The organism is Mycoplasmatota bacterium, assembly GCA_018394295.1.
Lineage (GTDB): Bacteria > Bacillota_I > Bacilli_A > Haloplasmatales > Haloplasmataceae > JAENYC01.
Genome location: CP074573.1, coordinates 1,542,723 through 1,559,974, shown reverse-complemented (window position 1 = coordinate 1,559,974; position 17,252 = coordinate 1,542,723). Strand labels below are relative to the sequence as shown.

The following is a 17,252-nucleotide window of genomic DNA, read 5'->3' as shown; positions in this document are numbered from 1 at the left end:
TATTGAATAAATTAACTATAGAGGAGGGAAATTATGAACGAAATAAGAGAAATTGTTACAAAAGCAATTGTTGAAAAAGGGAAAAAGGCAATTCGTTTTGTTGAAAAGGTAAAAACCACTAATCCTGTTGAAAGTGTTCTGGGTTGTTGGGTACTAAATCACAACTTCCAAGCTGAAAAAACAACTGAAGGTGTTTTGATACAAGGAATATTTGAAGTGAATATTTGGTATTCATATAATAATAACTCACAAACTGAAGTTACCAAAGAAATGGTAAATTATCAACAAGAAGTAAAAACAAAACGTAAAATTAATGACTATCTTGAAAAAAATACAGATGTGATTGTTAGAATGATACAACCACCTGTTTGTTCAGATGTAAAGATAGTTGATAATATAATTGAAATAGAGGTATTATTGGAGGTTGCTGCTGAAGTTATTGGCGAGACCAAGATGAGAGTTTCAGTTTTAGACCAAATCCCTAATTATGATAACGATGATGACGATGATATGAATGAGATCGATGGTCAAATTAATCAACAGTTTTTAAGAGAAAAAATATTTTAGTTTTAAAGACCCTTAGCTAAAGATGATAGTTAAGGGTCTATTATATTTTTTGATATTTGATTTTTCTTCATAACACTGTAAAAGGATGTTAAATTATGATAAAATTAAAAGAAAACCAAAAAATAAGGGTGGAATTATGACATCAAAAATAGATAAAAAAGCTTATACCCCAATGATGCAACAATATTTAACTATTAAAGAACAATATCAAGATACACTCGTTTTTTTTCGTTTAGGAGATTTTTACGAGTTATTTTTTGATGATGCACTATTAGCTTCAAGAGTTTTAGAAATTGCTTTAACAGGAAGAGATGCAGGCGTAAAAGAACGTGTTCCAATGTGTGGAGTTCCTTATCATGCTGCTTATGGATATATTGAAAAACTGATTAATAATGGATATAAAGTAGCTATTGTTGAACAAGTAGAGGATCCAAAAGAGTCAAAGGGAATCGTTAAACGTGATGTTGTCCGTATGATTACACCAGGGACTGTTATGGACCATGATTTTCTAGATGAAAAAGTCAATAATTATATCGCAAGTGTTAGTGATTTTGTGACAAATTATGTGATTTCATATGCTGACTTATCTACTGGTGAATTATTTTGTGTTATTTTAGATAAAGATGATAAGTTATTAATCAACGAACTACTTTCAATTGAAACAAAAGAAGTGGTTGTTAGTCATGCGTTTAATTCACAAATACTACACCCCATCGTAAATACAAATCATGTAACGATATCATATGAAGATGAAGTAAGTGCTCATCCTGATTATTTATATACACATGTAAATATTACTGATTCCCGTTTAAAAATGACCATTAATCGTTTGCTTCATTATTTACTAAATACACAAAAAAGAAGTTTATCACATCTGCAAGTAGCCAAAGTATTAAACAGCAATCAATACTTAATGATTGATGTATATTCAAAAAGAAATTTAGAAATTTTTGAAACAATTCGTACAGGAAGTAAAAAAGGTTCTTTGTTATGGCTTATTGATAAAGCAGAAACGGCAATGGGTTCTCGGATGATTAAACAATGGTTAGACAAGCCATTAGTGAACATGACTGATATTAATCATCGTTATGACGTTGTTTCTAGTTTTCAAGAAGAGTTTATTATGACAGAAGAATTAAAAAATTCCTTAAAGAACGTTTATGATTTAGAACGTTTAGTTGGAAGAATTGCATATGATAATGCAAACGCTAAAGATTTACTTCAATTAAAACGCTCATTAAAAGAGATGCCTTTTATAAAAGCGAAAATTGACTATTTAAATAAAACCTATCAAATTAATATAAACAGCCAATTCGAAACATTTGATGATTTATATGAATTATTAGATAATAGTATCCATGAAGATGCACCCTATACAATTAAAGATGGAGGTGTAATTAAAGATCATTTTAATGAAGAATTAGACCACTATCGTGATGCCTCAAGAAATGGGAAACAGTATATCGCAGAACTAGTAAAACGTGAAAAAGAACGGACGGGCATTAAATCATTAAAAGTTGGGTACAATAAAGTTTTTGGTTACTATATTGAAATTACAAAATCCAATCTTTCCTTATTACCAACGGATAGTGGTTACGAGAGAAAACAAACGTTAGCTAATGCTGAACGATTTATAACGCAAGAGTTAAAAGAATTAGAATCAATGATATTAAACGCTGAAGAAAAATCGATTAAACTAGAATATGAATTATTTATAAATATTAGAAATCAAATAAAAGCATATAGCGCGTCACTCCAACGATTAGCTAAAGCAATTGCGGAAATTGATGCTTTAATTTCTTTTGCGATGATTAGTCAAGAAAATCGTTTTGTAAGACCAACATTAGTATCTGAACATATCGTAGAAATTAAAAATGGACGTCATCCTGTCGTTGAAAAATTATTAACGGATACTGTCTATGTTGAAAATGATATTCTAATGGATGATAAAACGAATATTTTGTTAATTACAGGACCAAATATGTCAGGTAAATCAACCTATATGCGTCAAATGGCACTCATTACGATTTTAGCGCAAGTAGGATGTTTTGTTCCTTGTGATTCTTGTAAAATGAAAGTATTTGATAAAATTTTTACTAGAATTGGTGCAACAGATGATTTAATTAGTGGACAATCTACCTTTATGATAGAGATGATAGAAGCTAATAATGCGCTACATAACGCAACTAGTGATAGTTTAATATTATTTGATGAGATAGGGCGTGGGACAGCAACATTTGATGGAATGGCTCTAGCTCAAGGTATTACAGAATATATTCATGAAAAGATAAAGGCAAAAACATTGTTTTCAACCCATTATCATGAGTTAACCGCCCTTGAAAACAACTTAAAAAATTTGACAAATGTACATGTGCGTGCTGAAGAAAATAATCAGACCTTAACTTTTTTACATAAAGTTGAGTTAGGTTTAAGTGATAAAAGTTATGGTATACAAGTGGCTAAATTAGCAGATTTACCAAGTAGTTTAATTAATCGGGCTGAAAAAATATTAAAAAAACTTGAACAAAATAAAAAAGAAGTCGTCATTGATGCTGACTATAATTTATTTGATTTTGATTTTAATAAAGAAAAAAATCAAACATTAAATGAAGAGGAACAAGAAGTATTAAGAATCGTCGAAGAAACAAACTTTTTTGATTTAACACCAATGGACGCATTGAACCTTTTATATAAACTTCAAACTAAAATTAAAGGGAAGTAGGTGGCAATATGGGTAAAATACAAGTGATGAATAGTCATTTAGCGAATAAAATTGCTGCTGGAGAAGTCGTTGAGCGACCTAGTTCTGTTGTGAAAGAATTAGTCGAAAATGCGATAGATGCTAATTCAACAAAAATAGATATTATTCTTGAAGAGTCTGGAATTAAATCGATTAAAGTCATCGATAATGGTTTGGGAATGGATAAAGAAGATGCGCTTTTAGCGTTTAGTCGCCATGCTACTAGTAAATTAACAAAAGAACAAGATTTGTTTCGGATTATGACACTAGGGTTTAGAGGCGAAGCTTTACCTTCTATTGCTTCTGTGAGTGATATTACCTTAATGACATCAAATGGCGTTGATAGTGGGACTAAAGTTCATTTTAGAGGTGGAAAGTTAATTGAGGAAGGATTAGCAGCCTTCAGAAAGGGTACGGAGATTAGTGTTAATCAATTATTTTTTAATACTCCTGCTCGTTTGAAATACTTAAAAAGCGAAAACACAGAGTTAAGCTATACCATTGATTTTATTAATAAAATTGCCATCTCAAATCCGCAGATTTCTTTTAAATTAATGAACAATCAACGTGTCTTACTTGAGACTTATGGGAATAATAATATTATTCAAGTGTTGTCTTCTATCTATGGGATTGAAGTAGCTAAAAAAATAAAGACTGAAACCTATAAAGATAACTATTTGGATATGAAATTGTATTTTTCAGAACCAGAGGTTAATAGAACCACTCGAAACTATATTACTGTTATAATTAATAAACGAATGATAAAAAATAATGAAATCATAAAAGCAGTCTTGGCGGGATATGAGTCATATTTACCAATCAAACGATATCCTATCGTTGTTTTAGATATAACAATAGATCCTCTATTAGTTGATGTGAATGTACATCCTTCTAAACTTGAAGTCCGATTATCGAATCAAGAACACATTAAGACGGTCATTACAGATATAATTCAAAAGAAATTAAAGGAACTGATGTATATTCCTAAAGTCACTTTTCGTAAAGAGATTTCTGATGGGGTGAAAGAAGAGCAACAACAGTTTGATTTAAAAGAACAAGAGAAAGTAAATGCAGATGATTATTTTAATCATTCAGAAATAAAGAGTGAATATCAAAAACCAAAAGAATTGAAACCTGAAAAGGATTTGAAGTTGAATCAAACATTCCCTTATCAAAAAGAAGTACCAGGTGTAATAAACGGAAAAAATAAATTACCAAAACTATATTATATTGGTCAATTAGCAGGCACTTATTTATTAGCTCAAAATGAAATTGGATTATATATGATAGATCAACATGCAGCACAAGAAAGAGTTAATTATGAAATGTATTTAAAACATTTTAGTCAGCCAATTCATGAATATTATGAGTTGTTAGTTCCTCTAACATTTGACTTTTCTTTAAATGAAGCGTTAATTATTGAAGAGAACTTAAATTTATTAACTGATATGAATATAATGATTGAAAAGTTTGGATTGTCTAGTTTTATTGTTCATAAGATTCCTAATTATTTAAATAAAGGAAATGAAAGTGAGATTATTAAAACGATTTTTGATTTTTTAATTCATCATAAAAAATTATCTAATGATCAATTATTTAAGGAATTGGCAATTACTTTAAGTTGTAAACGCTCTATAAAAGCGAATCATTATATTAATGAGTTAGAAATTGAGAAACTCATTCGAGATTTAGAAAAATGTGATAATCCTTATACCTGTCCCCATGGAAGACCTGTCCTTATCAATTTATCATTTAATGAAATTGAACATTTATTTAAACGTACCATGTAAAGGTGATATTATGAAAAAAGTTTTAGTTGTTATTGGACCTACAGCTGTTGGAAAAACAGCTTTAAGTATTAAACTCGCTAAAAAATTTAATGGAGAAATTATTAATGGTGACTCTGTTCAAGTATATAAAGAATTAGATATTGGAAGTGCTAAAATTACACCCGATGAGATGAATGGAATTGCTCATCATCTATTAAGTTTTAAAGAACTTAATGAAGACTTCTCAGTGGCTGAATTTCAAGAAGTTGTCCGTCAAAAAATAGATGAGATTATAAATAGAGGAAAACTACCTATTATTGTTGGTGGGACAGGCTTATATATTCAAGCTGTATTGTATGATTTTCGTTTTGAAAAAGAGGGAAGAAGTGAGTTGTTTAAACAAAAGTATGAATCACTTTCTAATGAAGAACTGCATTTATTACTGAGTAAAATAGATCAAGAACAAGCTGATAAGATTCATGTCAATAACAGAAGAAGAGTATTGCGTGCTATAGAAATTTATGAAAATAATAAGCAAACGAAAAGTGAACTTATAGATACACAATCAAATAAAAGTTTATATAATGCCTATATCATCGGTTTAGATATGGATAGAAAAATACTTTATGAAAGAATCAATCAACGCGTTGATTTAATGATACAAGCTAACCTTATAGATGAAGTCAAACAACTTTATGAAAGAGGTTATCATGTTAATGCGATTGGATATAAGGAATTTTATGACTATTTTAAAGGTGAAAAATCACTTGATGAAGTTATAGAAGAAATTAAAAAAAATACAAGACATTATGCAAAGAGACAATTAACTTATTTTAGAAATAAATTAGACACACACTGGTTTATGGTTGATATACATCAAAAGGATCAATTAATGGATAACATTGAACAAGAAGTTAAAGAGTGGTCAATGAAATAGTATATATGGTATAATAGATAAAAAGCGATTTCATTCAAGGTTTTATTTTATTATTTTCTGGGGAATAAATGACTTCTAGGGAGGAGATGATGTACTGTGAAACAGAATATTAATAAGGGTATAGCTTATTATTTATTTCAAGTCTTGAGATATCCAGTGAAATGGTATATAAATCATTTACTTAACTTAAATTTAATTAAAAATGAAGCAAAAGATGACAAAGGACCTTTCTTCATTACTGGTAATCATGTGACAGTCTATGATCCAATTATAGCTTTAGTTTATTTGAAACCACTTGTTCGGTGGGTTGCAGCTGATGCTAACTATGATAATAAGCTAAAGACTATTTTTATGAAGTTAGGAAATGTTATTCCGATTGCGAAAAGAAATTCTGATATCCGTACAATTAAGAGACTCATTAAAGAAGTAAAGCAAGGGAACGCTGTTGGCTTATACCCAGAAGGTGGTCGCACTTGGCATGGTGAAACAGATAGTTTAATTCAATCAACATCTAAACTAATCAAGTTATTAGGGATTAAAGTGTATTGTCAAAAATTAGAAGGTGCTTATGTTTCAAGTCCTCGTTGGGGAAAATATTATCGTAAAGGGGTTCTTAATGTAAGCATTTATGAAATGTTGTCAGAAGAAGATGTAAAAAAAATGACTGATGATCAAATATATCAAGTATTAAAAGAAAACCTATATCATAATGATTATGACTATCAAAAAGAGCATATGGTTCCATTAGAGGGAAGAGATAACGCAGAGTATATTGAACGAATAATTTATGTATGTCCAAATTGTCATAATATTCATACCTTTTCATCATTGGGAGATGAATTTAAATGTAAGGCCTGTCATGCAAAAGGAAAAGTAAATGAATATGGCCTTATTGAAGGTGATTTTCAATATGATAATTTAGTCGATTGGCATCATTTTCAAAAACAATATTTAAAAGAATATTTAGAAGAAAATGTAATAGAACCTGTTGAATTATTTGATGTTAAATATAAATCAAAAAATGCTGATGGTATAAAAGAAAAACATCTAGTGAATTTCTTTATTCATCCAGAAAAAATGATTATTGATTATGAAGATAACCGAAAAATCATTAATTTTAAAGACGTATCAGAACCGAGTTTAACTTTTAAAAATACAATTATTTTTTATGAGAATCGAAATAGACATGAATTTGTGATTGAACCATTTTTACATAATAATGCATCCATTGTGTATATATACGAAATTATTAAATATTTGAGGGGGAAATAAAATGCGTGAAGATTGGCAACCCGTTTTAATGCTTGTTTATATCTTTGTATTTATGTTTTTTGCGAAGATCATTAAAGAAAAACTAGGGATATTTAAATCAATTGTTATACCAACGGCTCTTTTAGCTGGTTTTTTAGGACTAATATTTGGTCCTGAATTGTTAGGGTCTCTATCTGTAAATTTATTTGACCAAGAAATTAGATTAGGGTTACAGTATGATAATGATTTTTATGAATCTATTTTATTTTATTTTATGATTATTGGTTTTGTTTCTTTAACGTTAACAGAAAGACATAGTAAACAAAACAGACAATCAATTGATTCAGGATTATTTATCGTATCTACCTATATTCTTCAAGGGTTACTTGGGGTATTTGTCCTATATATAGTGGCTACAACGATAAAGCCAGATATTTTTATCGGTCTTGGACTTTTATTGCCGCTTGCCTTTGGACAAGGTCCTGGACTTGCTAGTTCAATCGGGGGAAAGTGGGATGAAACTTTGGCGATAGGATATGCTCAACAATTTGGAATTACCTTAGCAACGGTTGGGTTTATTGTTGGTGGTATTATCGGTGTCCTACTACTAAATTATTATATCCGTAAGTATAAGTTAAAGGTTGTCCGACTAAGAGATTTAAAGGGAATCAAAACAAAAAGCATTGATTTTGAGACAATAAATGAAGTAAATTTTTCCGATAACTTTCTTGTTCAAGTTGTTTGGCTATCTCTGATTTTTCTATTAACTTATTTGGTTTCATTGTTATTTTATCAAACGATGTTACCTCTTGGTGAAATTGGAAAAACACTAGGTGGTTTAGTTTTAGGTTTTAGTTATTTATTTGGAGTATTTATTGCCTTAGGATTAAGAGGTTTTTTAAGAAAACTAGAGACACGCGGTCACCGGACGAAACCTTTAATTGATGATTATATGATGCATAATATATCTTCATTTGCCTTGAATGTTATGATTACGGCTTCTGTTATGTCGATAAAAATTAGTTCAATTAAGGAATATTGGGAAATTTTATTATTAGTTACGGTTGTAGGGGCTTTAGGAACGTTAATATATGTGACATTATTCGGCCGGTATGTTTTTAATGAAAATCCAAATCATTATGTGATAACATTATTTGGTATGTTAACCGGCGTAGCCGCAACAGGACTTGCGCTTCTTCGAGGAATTGATCCTGAATTAGAGACGGATACAGCGGATAACGTGGTGGTTTTAGGGAGTGCCATTGCGGCTCCTATTGGAATTCCAATGATGATTCTACTCAGTTTTCCTGTTATCGCTTATACCATTCCACACAAAGGATATTATAATTACTTTATGATTGCAGGACTTATCGGTTATTTAACGTTATTAATCGGTTTTTTAGTGTGGAGAAGGAAATATTATTCTAAAAAGTCAAACCAATAAATAGATAGTAAAAAAGTTGCTTTAATATTAAAGTAACTTTTATTTATAAATAGTTATAATATAATGAAAAAATAGGTGAGATTATGACTTCAGTATATATACATATTCCCTTTTGTCAAAGAATTTGTTCTTATTGTGATTTTCCAAAACGAGTCAGTAAATCAATTGAAATTGATCATTATTTAGATACATTAGAAAAAGAAATTAAGATGTATCAAGTAAATGATATCATTGATACTCTTTATATAGGTGGAGGAACACCATCTATCTTAAGTTCCAAACAATTATTAAGATTAAATCAAATAATCAAACTATTTCATTTGTCAAATAAGGTTGAATTTACCATGGAATGTAATCCAGAACATATCACAAATGAAAAAATAATCTTATTAAAACAATTGGGTGTTAATCGAATTAGTTTAGGTGTCCAAACATTTAATGAACGTTTATTAAGGATTTTAAATAGAGGACATTTAAAGAATATGGTTTATGATGCTGTTAATTTACTAAAAAAGAATAATCTATCAAATATTAGTATGGATTTGATTTTTGCGATACCTTTTCAAACAATTGAAGAGGTCAAAGAAGATTTAGCACATATTCAACAATTAGATGTTCCGCATATATCGTACTATTCATTGATTTTAGAAGAAAAAACAGTTTTTGATAAATTACTTTCAGAAAATAAAATACAATTGATTGATAATGAAACTGAAGCACAAATGTATGAACTAATCCTAAATTCATTGAAAAAATCAAAATATCATCATTATGAAATAAGTAACTACGCAAAAAAAGGCTATGAATCAAGACATAATCAAGTCTATTGGCAAAATAAATCTTATTATGGTTTTGGAATGGGTGCTAGTGGATATGTCAATCATGTACGTTATTATAATGTAAATTATGTCAATCAGTATATTGAACTTATTAAAAAAGAAAAAAGACCAATAAAACACCAAGACACAATAGATAAAAGTGAAGAATTAAAGGAAGCATTTTTACTAGGATTACGTTTAATTGATGGATTATCAATAGAGGAAATAAATAAACGATATCAAGTGAATATATTAGAATATTTTGAAAGAGAATTTAAATGTTTAGTTGATAAAGGTTTTATAGAAATTAGTGATCGTATTAAATTAACACACACGGGTTTATTTTATGGGAATGAAGTATTTGAAGTTTTTGTTTAAGTATAACTAATAAAACATTTCTTAAAAAACCTTTACATGTACAAATACCTGTGTCTTTAAAAAGTATTATAAATAAGGGGGGTGTGATTTTTGTTAGTATTCTCAATATGTAAGAATATAATTGAAGTTTTTTGACTGAAAGGAAAGAGTCTATATTAAAAGAAAATCCAACTTATAATATAATCCCTTTTATCGGTAAAAACGATGCTAATAAATACAAGAATGAAATTAATAGTGTGAATAGTATTAGGGTTTTTTTAGGTGTGATAGGTTTAATTCTCTACCTTTTAGTAGATTCTTTATTTAACAAATATGCATTTATAATTATTATAAGTCTAATTACTATTGTAATAATATTATTTATTTTAATAGGAAAAAAAGAGGAAGTATTGTATAACGAATTAGCGGATAAAATTAAATACTTTTCTATTGAAAACAATATCGTCTTTTTATATGAGAATAAAGAACTTTTAGGGAAATATTCATTATCTGAGATAACAGTAAAACCTATTAAATACCTTAAAGATATTTATGTATATGATATTAATTGTTCTAATTTATCATTAGGAAATTGTTATGTAAACATAGAAGATAGTATGAATCTAAAGAAGTCATTTATTCTAAATCCAAAAAAGAAATCTTAATTATAATAAAAGGTAATTATTTAATGAAAAGTTTATAAAATTAAAAAAGGTGAAGATTCACCTTTTTATTTATTAATTATGATAGCCTTTTTACACTCAAAATACTTTGGATAAAATCTAATTATCTTTTTTTTCTTTTTGAAGTTTATTAAACTGACTTTTAATTTCTTTCCATTGTTTTGAAGCGACTATAATTTGCCACAAAGAAAACACTATAAAATAAAAAAGTAAGATTTCTAATACATTTATTTGTTTCATTAAACTATTATCTTCCAATACTCTACTTTTTAGATATTCCCATGATACATAACCACCTAACCCAATAATGGATAGAAACAACGCTATTATCAATCTTCTGAAATAGAATCTTATTTTACCTTTGTTATAAATGGTAATTATTTTTTCATTTATCATAGAATATTTCCTTCCTTTGATTTATTATTATCTCTTGGGAAATCTAATCATCTTAGGGATACTTATTTCATTTTTGGTATGTCCTTTCAGGGACCATAATCTTGTATTTAAAGAAAGTTTTTCAACTAATTTTTCAAGTTGTTTAAGTTGATAACCATTAATATGTAATTGTTTCAGCATTCCTTTAATTTCTGGAAGTGGTACTTCAAATAAAATGGAATCTTTTAATAGATATAATCCATGTTGTGCCATTGCTTCTGGCATTTCAAGTTGATGTTCGTAAAAATCAATAATTTCTTGATCAAAATCTGTTATCTCATCAGGGTTTAATATTTGATCCTTTGTTAAATGGTAATAATCTAATTCTTTATATTTGTTTCGATTATCGTAGAAATGTGTAATTTCATTAATTTGATAATAATAGATAACTTCATCTTTGATGTCATACCCATAAATCAAACTATCATTATTTAATAAAACATAAAATTCTTCCATATTTAAGTCGATAGATTCATATTCTTTTATATATTTAAATATCATATTCGCTTCATATGCTCCATAATAATTTAATAATCCTCGTGCATAATGAATCACTAAGTCATTTAATTGAATTTCTTTACGCCAATGTTTTATATCAATTCTTAGAAAATAATCCATCACTTCATTTGACATGACAAGTTTGTTTTTGTTATCTTTTATTACTGGAAATGCGATTAAATATATTTTTAAAAGAATCGCATAACCAGGGTCTATATTTTTAAATTCAATTTCTCCACCATGATCAATGATTTTATAGATGAAGTCGAATAATTCAGTTTGAAAAGATTTTAAGGCATTATCTAGTATTAAACCATGATGTACACTAAATAAATCAATGATTTCATCCTTGGTTCCTTGAAATTCATCACCTAACATGATAGCTAAAGATATTTCTAAATCATTTTTCTTCACTTGTTTTAATAATGATTTTAATCCTTTTGATATAAATTTTTTTCTAAAAATATTACTTAAATCATACTCACTCATAGTCATACCTCGTTTTTTCTTTAATTTTAACATTTTTAATTGAAACAAACAATAGAAACTATGAATGAGTATATAGTTTTATTTAATTAAATAACGCTCTTAATTCAATCGCTTTTAAAAAAGCTTTTGTTGCTAAAAAATCATATGATTTATCTAAGCGTATGTAGTGAGTAATTATATCTGCAATTTCTGAGTGTACTCTATTATGAATAAAGTACTCTGAATAATGGTGAAAGTCATGTTCTGGTAAATTCGCAAAAAATAAAATAAATTCTCTCATTAGGTTGTTTTCATTCATTTTATTTCTTCCCCCTTTATATCACAATTTTAACAAGCATTGATACAATATATATGTAAGAATTAAAAAAATAAAATATTTTCTTTTCTTATCTTAATATGGTATCATTAAGTAATAATATGATTTATACACGAAAGGATTAAAATAATGAAGCATAAAAATAAATTATTTCTTATATCTATTGTATTTTTTATTAATTATTTATTAGATAGGATTACCAAAATTTTAGCTATTGAACATCTTCAGCATTTAAAGGGATATGAAAAAAATATTCTTGGAGAGTTTTTTTCATTATCTTTTACTGAAAACCGAGGTGCTTTTTTGAGTGTAGGGAATAATTTTCCAGATTTTGTTAAGTACTTAGTTTTTATTATCATTCCATTAATTTTTTGTATATATGGATTATTCTATTGTTATTTTCATGAGAAAGATAAAATTTCAATCATTCTTATCGTTTCAATTATTGCTGGTGGTATAGGAAATATTCAAGATCGTATATTTAATGATGGGAAAGTTACTGATTTTTTAATATTCGGAATTGGTAATTTAAGTACTGGTATTTTAAACATTGCCGATATATCTATTACAATTGGTGGGATATTATTATTTTTACATTTCCTAAATCAAGCAAATAAAGAAAAAAAATATCCTAAAAATTAAATGAAGTCATAACATGAAAATGGTAACAAGTTAGTTACCATTTTTTTAGAATTTATGATTTATATAAAATCATTATTTTGGTTCAAGGAGGAGAAATAGATGGGGGAAAGAATTATTATTTAGAACGTTAAAACATGAAAAAACAGAAAGAGCACCATGGGTTCCCTTCACTGGAATACATGCAGGTAAATTACTAGGATATAAAGCCATTGAGTTATTAAATGATGAAGATAAATTATTTCAAATATCTTATCATACTTACATTAATGAAAAACAATCTCTTAAAAACAGTACAAGAGATTTGGACAAACTATTTTAAGAAAGCGATAGATATTTTATAAACCTAATAATAATGATGAAGAAATGGTAAGATTATCATTGATTCAAATTAGAAGGCTTTTTAATGGGTCTTTTTTTAATTTAATTTTTGTGCTATAAAATAGATAATTGTATGATATAATGGTTCTGAGGTGAGATGATGGAAAAATTAAACAATATATTTAATGAGTTTTATAAGTTAGAGGTTGAGTATGACCGTTTAGGGTGGACACTGTATACAACAGGTTATGATTTTGGAGTTGAAGAGAATTATTTAAAACAAATAGAGTTGCTGAAAAATAAAGAAAGCTTTAATCATATTAAAAAGTGTAAAGAAACGGTAACAAATGAATTTGATAAAAGAAAGGTAGAAATTGTTTATAAATTATTTAAGCCCTATCATTTATCAGATGAATTAAATGAGTTAAATTTACAAATTGAAAATTTAGTTAATAAACTATCTAAAATTTTAAATTCATTTCGTTTTACAATAGATAATAAGACAGTGACCTCTGTGGACATTGAACAAATACTATCACATAGTGATAATCGAGATGAACGAAAAAAAGCTTACTTTGCTTATGGTCAAATTAATCAATCGATGATTGATGGTGGTTTTATTGAGTTAATTAATTTAAGAAAGCAATATGCTAAGCTAGCAGGTTTTTCTGATTTTATAAAATATAAATTAGATGAAGCAGAATTACCTGAAAACTTATTTGATAATTGGAAACAAGATCTTCATGATGTATTACCGAAAATGAAAGAAGTTAGAAGTAAATATGCACGTAAATACCTTCAAGATGATACAGTGTACCCTTGGGATGAAAGTTATATCATGAGTAAAATTGTACCTGCTTGGAATCAAACGGTTGATTTAAGCAAGTATTATGAGGTTCTAAGTAAATTTTTTAAGTTGTTTGGGATAGATATTACAAAATTTAATATTACTTATGACATTTTTCCACGCGCGAATAAATCTGAGTGGGGTTATAATTTTCCAATAGAAACAGCTAAAGATAGCAGAATATTAGCGAATGTTAAAAATAAATTTTATGAATACAATGTGCTCCTTCATGAAACAGGTCATGCGGTACATTCCTATTTAATTGATCCGAATGAACCAATCATTAATTCAGAACTAAGTGATATTGTTTGTGAAGGAATTGCCAATTTATTTCAATCCTTTATTCGTAAAGAAGTCTTTTATAAAGATTTCTTTAAAGAAGACAATGTTAAAAATCAATTTGAGGAATTAATTGAATTTGAAAAAGCAAGTGCTTTAAAAGCATTAAATAATATCTTTTTTGAACATCGATTATACTTAAATGATATTAAATCTTTAGATGATATTTATAAACAATATCATGAAAATTATCAAGATTTATTTAAGGAAGAACCATTTGGTAAAGACGTTCCTTGGGCATATCGCATCCATTATACGACTCATCCAATCTATTTACAAAACTATTTAATGGGTGATGTATTATGTGAAGCTTTATTTAAAATATTTGAAGAAAAATATAAAGTAGATGCTTCATCTAATTTAAAACAATTTGGTTCATTTTTAATTGATGAAATAATTAAACCAAGTGGATTATACAAATTTAATGATTTATTTAAAAAGGTTAGTGGTGAAGACTTTTCTTTAAAATATCTTAAATAAATAATATTTTAAAGGAGTGATAACATGTCAGAAATAGCTACGCTTAAGAAGGCTTTAGAATATAAGAATAATAATCATATTGAGGATTGGATTCATTCATTCTTACATGATGAAGGGAATAATATTCCCTTTTCTGAAGGATTAAGATTAAGTAAGAGATATTATATAGGTCCAATAAAGATGCCTCTAAGTTTATTTAAAAGATGTTGTGGACCTGAAGAAAATTTGAAATATGTTATTGATCAAACAGACTTTGAAAGAAATGTAAAAGCAATACAAGAAAGATATAAAAAAGGTTGGGATATGCCACCACTTATTATTAATTATGTAAATAAAAGTTTTGAATTAACCGACGGTAATCATCGCTATGAAGCCTTAAGAAGAGAAAATATAAAAGATTATTATATTATTATTTGGATTACCGAAAAAGAAGACTATGAACATTTTATTAATTATTATAATAGTCTCACAACTAAATTTTAAAGACATATTTAAATAAATAGTAAAATCTGTCAATGTTTTATTGGCAGATTTTTCTTTGCTTGAAATTTATAGAATTAATTTTATAAAAAAACATAAAATAAATTGTAAATTTTTAGCACTCAAATGTTGACACTGCTACTGGAAATGATTATAATGTTATTAGCACTTTGGTAATCTGAGTGCTAAAGAGGTGATAAGATGTTAACTGATAGACAAATTAAGATTTTAATAACGATTATAGAAGAATTCGTAAGAACAGCTGAACCGATTGGTTCACGAACATTATCTAAAATGGAACACCTACCTTTTTCTTCTGCCACCATTAGAAATGAGATGGCTGACTTAGAAGAATTAGAGTATCTTGAAAAAACACATTCTTCAAGTGGCCGTGTCCCAAGTGAAAAAGGATATCGTTTTTACGTTGACTTTATACAAAATAATTGTGAACGAAAGTCTTTAGAATTTACACCGATTCATAAGTTGTTTACAAATAAGAATATAGAACGTGATGAAGCAATTAAAGAAGCAGTTCGAGTTTTATCAGAAATCACAAATTATACCTCAATTGTGTTAGGACCTAGTGCTAATCACAGTCGTGTGAAAAAATTTGAATTTGTCATTTTAACAGATAATAATGCTGTATTAATTTTAATTACTGATAATGGTCATGTTGAAAGTAAAAATTTAATTATACCTGATGGAATAAATATTAAAGAAGTAGAGAAAGTCATTCATTTAATGAATGAAACATTGGTTAATTGTTTAGTTTCTGATATTCCTGAGAAATTAAATTATGAGTTAAAACCATATTTTAAACAATTTATGGATTATCATGAAAAGTTAATCGATTCTATCTTAAGTGCTTTCTCAACATTAGTTAGTGATCAATATTATTTATCAGGACGTAATAATATCTTTTATCAGCCAGAATTTCAAGATATAAATAAGTTACAGAAGTTAATGTTAGCATTAGAAGATACACAGATGTTAAAAATCATTCAAGCAAATGAAAGAGGATTAAAAGTTCACATTGGTCATGAAAATCACATTGATGCCATGCAAAATTGTACGGTAATTACAGTTCCTTATCAAGTTTCTGATGAAGAGTTTGGAACGATTGCGGTTGTCGGACCAACACGTATGGAATATTCTAAAGTAATTCCTTTATTAGAATATATTGCGAATAATATCTCAAAATTATATAAATAGGAGGTGCAGTAGTTTGGGAAAAAACGAGGAAAAAGTCATTGTCGAAGAGAAAGTAGAATTAAACCAAGAAAATGAAGACAATAAAGATGGCAACCAAGAAGTTAATGAAAAAGATCTTTTAATAGAAGAATTAGAAAAAAAATTAGCTGGTTTAACAAATGAACTAGAAACAGTTAAAAAAGCAGCAGCTGATATTGTAAATCGTAATAAACAAATAGAAATTAATAATAAATATGCTTCTAGCGGTTTAGTGTCAAAATTACTCGTTCCAATGTCATATTTCGAAGGAGCTTTAAAATTTAAATCTGAAGATGAATCATTTAATAACTTTTTAAAGGGATTTGAAATGATATATAATTTATTATTAGACTCTTTAAAAAGTGATGGTTTGAAAGAAATTAATACAAAAGTAAATGATTCATTTGATCCTCATGTTCACGAAGTAACAGAAGTTGTTGAAGTTGATGATGCAAAGGAAGAAACAATCCTTGAAATCCTTCAAAGTGGTTATACCTATAAAGACCGAGTGATAAAACCTGTTAAAGTAAAGGTTAGTAAACAAAAAATAGAATCAAATGAGATTGAAAAAGAAAACGATGATAATGAAAATGAAAATATCATTAATTAATT

General features: G+C 27.6%; 16 protein-coding genes. 13 read left to right on the top strand and 3 right to left on the bottom strand.

The genetic code is table 11. From position 1 onward, the window contains the following. The first annotated feature begins 33 nt into the window (after positions 1 to 33). From cotE to KHQ81_07195, 8 genes are all read left to right on the top strand, one after another. A complete protein-coding gene (cotE, locus tag KHQ81_07230; protein ID QVK19467.1) occupies positions 34 to 567 on the top strand; it encodes an outer spore coat protein CotE in 534 nt (177 codons plus the stop codon). A gap of 136 nt (positions 568 to 703) precedes the next feature. Next, positions 704 to 3,289, top strand: a complete 2,586-nt coding sequence (gene mutS, locus KHQ81_07225; GenBank protein QVK19466.1) for a DNA mismatch repair protein MutS — start codon at positions 704 to 706, stop codon at positions 3,287 to 3,289. An 8-nt stretch (positions 3,290 to 3,297) separates the two neighbouring features. Then, complete coding sequence (gene mutL / locus KHQ81_07220) at positions 3,298 to 5,097, top strand: DNA mismatch repair endonuclease MutL (GenBank protein ID QVK19465.1); 1,800 nt, start codon at positions 3,298 to 3,300, stop codon at positions 5,095 to 5,097. Between the two features lie 10 nt (positions 5,098 to 5,107). Beyond that, entirely contained in the window at positions 5,108 to 6,013 is a 906-nt protein-coding gene (miaA, locus tag KHQ81_07215; protein ID QVK19464.1) for a tRNA (adenosine(37)-N6)-dimethylallyltransferase MiaA, read from the top strand. Positions 6,014 to 6,109: 96 nt separating this feature from the next. Further along, on the top strand, positions 6,110 to 7,285 hold the full coding sequence (locus KHQ81_07210; GenBank protein QVK19463.1) for a 1-acyl-sn-glycerol-3-phosphate acyltransferase: 1,176 nt from the start codon (positions 6,110 to 6,112) through the stop codon (positions 7,283 to 7,285). 1 nt (position 7,286) lies between these two features. After that, positions 7,287 to 8,708: a hypothetical protein gene (locus tag KHQ81_07205; GenBank protein ID QVK19462.1), complete on the top strand. Its 1,422-nt coding sequence runs from the start codon at positions 7,287 to 7,289 to the stop codon at positions 8,706 to 8,708. Positions 8,709 to 8,791: 83 nt separating this feature from the next. Beyond that, entirely contained in the window at positions 8,792 to 9,904 is a 1,113-nt protein-coding gene (locus KHQ81_07200; GenBank protein QVK19461.1) for an oxygen-independent coproporphyrinogen III oxidase, read from the top strand. Between the two features lie 131 nt (positions 9,905 to 10,035). Further along, positions 10,036 to 10,548 carry a hypothetical protein gene (locus KHQ81_07195; GenBank protein QVK19460.1) on the top strand — a complete coding sequence of 171 codons (513 nt, stop codon included), beginning with the start codon at positions 10,036 to 10,038 and terminating at the stop codon, positions 10,546 to 10,548. Positions 10,549 to 10,665: 117 nt separating this feature from the next. Here KHQ81_07195 and KHQ81_07190 read toward each other — a convergent pair whose 3' ends face one another. The 3 genes from KHQ81_07190 to KHQ81_07180 all read right to left on the bottom strand — a co-directional run bounded on the left by KHQ81_07190 (position 10,666) and on the right by KHQ81_07180 (position 12,286). Next, complete coding sequence (locus KHQ81_07190; GenBank protein ID QVK19459.1) at positions 10,666 to 10,962, bottom strand: hypothetical protein; 297 nt, start codon at positions 10,960 to 10,962, stop codon at positions 10,666 to 10,668. Between the two features lie 27 nt (positions 10,963 to 10,989). Then, a complete protein-coding gene (locus KHQ81_07185) occupies positions 10,990 to 11,988 on the bottom strand; it encodes a hypothetical protein (GenBank protein ID QVK19458.1) in 999 nt (332 codons plus the stop codon). Between the two features lie 82 nt (positions 11,989 to 12,070). Then, positions 12,071 to 12,286, bottom strand: a complete 216-nt coding sequence (locus tag KHQ81_07180) for a hypothetical protein (GenBank protein QVK19457.1) — start codon at positions 12,284 to 12,286, stop codon at positions 12,071 to 12,073. 147 nt (positions 12,287 to 12,433) lie between these two features. Between KHQ81_07180 and lspA the strand changes: the two genes are divergently transcribed. From lspA to grpE, 5 genes are all read left to right on the top strand, one after another. Then, positions 12,434 to 12,946 carry a signal peptidase II gene (gene lspA, locus KHQ81_07175; protein QVK19456.1) on the top strand — a complete coding sequence of 171 codons (513 nt, stop codon included), beginning with the start codon at positions 12,434 to 12,436 and terminating at the stop codon, positions 12,944 to 12,946. 478 nt (positions 12,947 to 13,424) lie between these two features. Next, positions 13,425 to 14,930 (top strand): M2 family metallopeptidase, encoded by a 1,506-nt coding sequence (locus KHQ81_07170; GenBank protein QVK19455.1) that lies wholly within the window; start codon positions 13,425 to 13,427, stop codon positions 14,928 to 14,930. A 24-nt stretch (positions 14,931 to 14,954) separates the two neighbouring features. Next, a complete protein-coding gene (locus tag KHQ81_07165) occupies positions 14,955 to 15,413 on the top strand; it encodes a ParB N-terminal domain-containing protein (protein QVK19454.1) in 459 nt (152 codons plus the stop codon). A gap of 198 nt (positions 15,414 to 15,611) precedes the next feature. Beyond that, on the top strand, positions 15,612 to 16,622 hold the full coding sequence (gene hrcA, locus KHQ81_07160) for a heat-inducible transcription repressor HrcA (GenBank protein ID QVK19453.1): 1,011 nt from the start codon (positions 15,612 to 15,614) through the stop codon (positions 16,620 to 16,622). Positions 16,623 to 16,635: 13 nt separating this feature from the next. Further along, the gene (grpE, locus tag KHQ81_07155; protein QVK19452.1) at positions 16,636 to 17,250 is read left to right on the top strand and encodes a nucleotide exchange factor GrpE; all 615 of its coding nucleotides are present in this window, start codon (positions 16,636 to 16,638) and stop codon (positions 17,248 to 17,250) included. Positions 17,251 to 17,252: the final 2 nt, after the last annotated feature.

What these genes read in the sequence shown, in the direction of transcription:
- cotE (QVK19467.1), top strand. Translation starts at nt 34, where the DNA reads ATGAACGAAATAAGAGAAATTGTTACAAAAGCAATTGTTGAAAAAGGG.
- mutS (QVK19466.1), top strand. Translation starts at nt 704, where the DNA reads ATGACATCAAAAATAGATAAAAAAGCTTATACCCCAATGATGCAACAA.
- mutL (QVK19465.1), top strand. Translation starts at nt 3,298, where the DNA reads ATGGGTAAAATACAAGTGATGAATAGTCATTTAGCGAATAAAATTGCT.
- miaA (QVK19464.1), top strand. Translation starts at nt 5,108, where the DNA reads ATGAAAAAAGTTTTAGTTGTTATTGGACCTACAGCTGTTGGAAAAACA.
- KHQ81_07205 (QVK19462.1), top strand. Translation starts at nt 7,287, where the DNA reads ATGCGTGAAGATTGGCAACCCGTTTTAATGCTTGTTTATATCTTTGTA.
- KHQ81_07200 (QVK19461.1), top strand. Translation starts at nt 8,792, where the DNA reads ATGACTTCAGTATATATACATATTCCCTTTTGTCAAAGAATTTGTTCT.
- KHQ81_07190 (QVK19459.1), bottom strand. Translation starts at nt 10,962, where the DNA reads ATGATAAATGAAAAAATAATTACCATTTATAACAAAGGTAAAATAAGA.
- KHQ81_07185 (QVK19458.1), bottom strand. Translation starts at nt 11,988, where the DNA reads ATGAGTGAGTATGATTTAAGTAATATTTTTAGAAAAAAATTTATATCA.
- KHQ81_07180 (QVK19457.1), bottom strand. Translation starts at nt 12,286, where the DNA reads ATGAATGAAAACAACCTAATGAGAGAATTTATTTTATTTTTTGCGAAT.
- lspA (QVK19456.1), top strand. Translation starts at nt 12,434, where the DNA reads ATGAAGCATAAAAATAAATTATTTCTTATATCTATTGTATTTTTTATT.
- KHQ81_07170 (QVK19455.1), top strand. Translation starts at nt 13,425, where the DNA reads ATGGAAAAATTAAACAATATATTTAATGAGTTTTATAAGTTAGAGGTT.
- KHQ81_07165 (QVK19454.1), top strand. Translation starts at nt 14,955, where the DNA reads ATGTCAGAAATAGCTACGCTTAAGAAGGCTTTAGAATATAAGAATAAT.
- hrcA (QVK19453.1), top strand. Translation starts at nt 15,612, where the DNA reads ATGTTAACTGATAGACAAATTAAGATTTTAATAACGATTATAGAAGAA.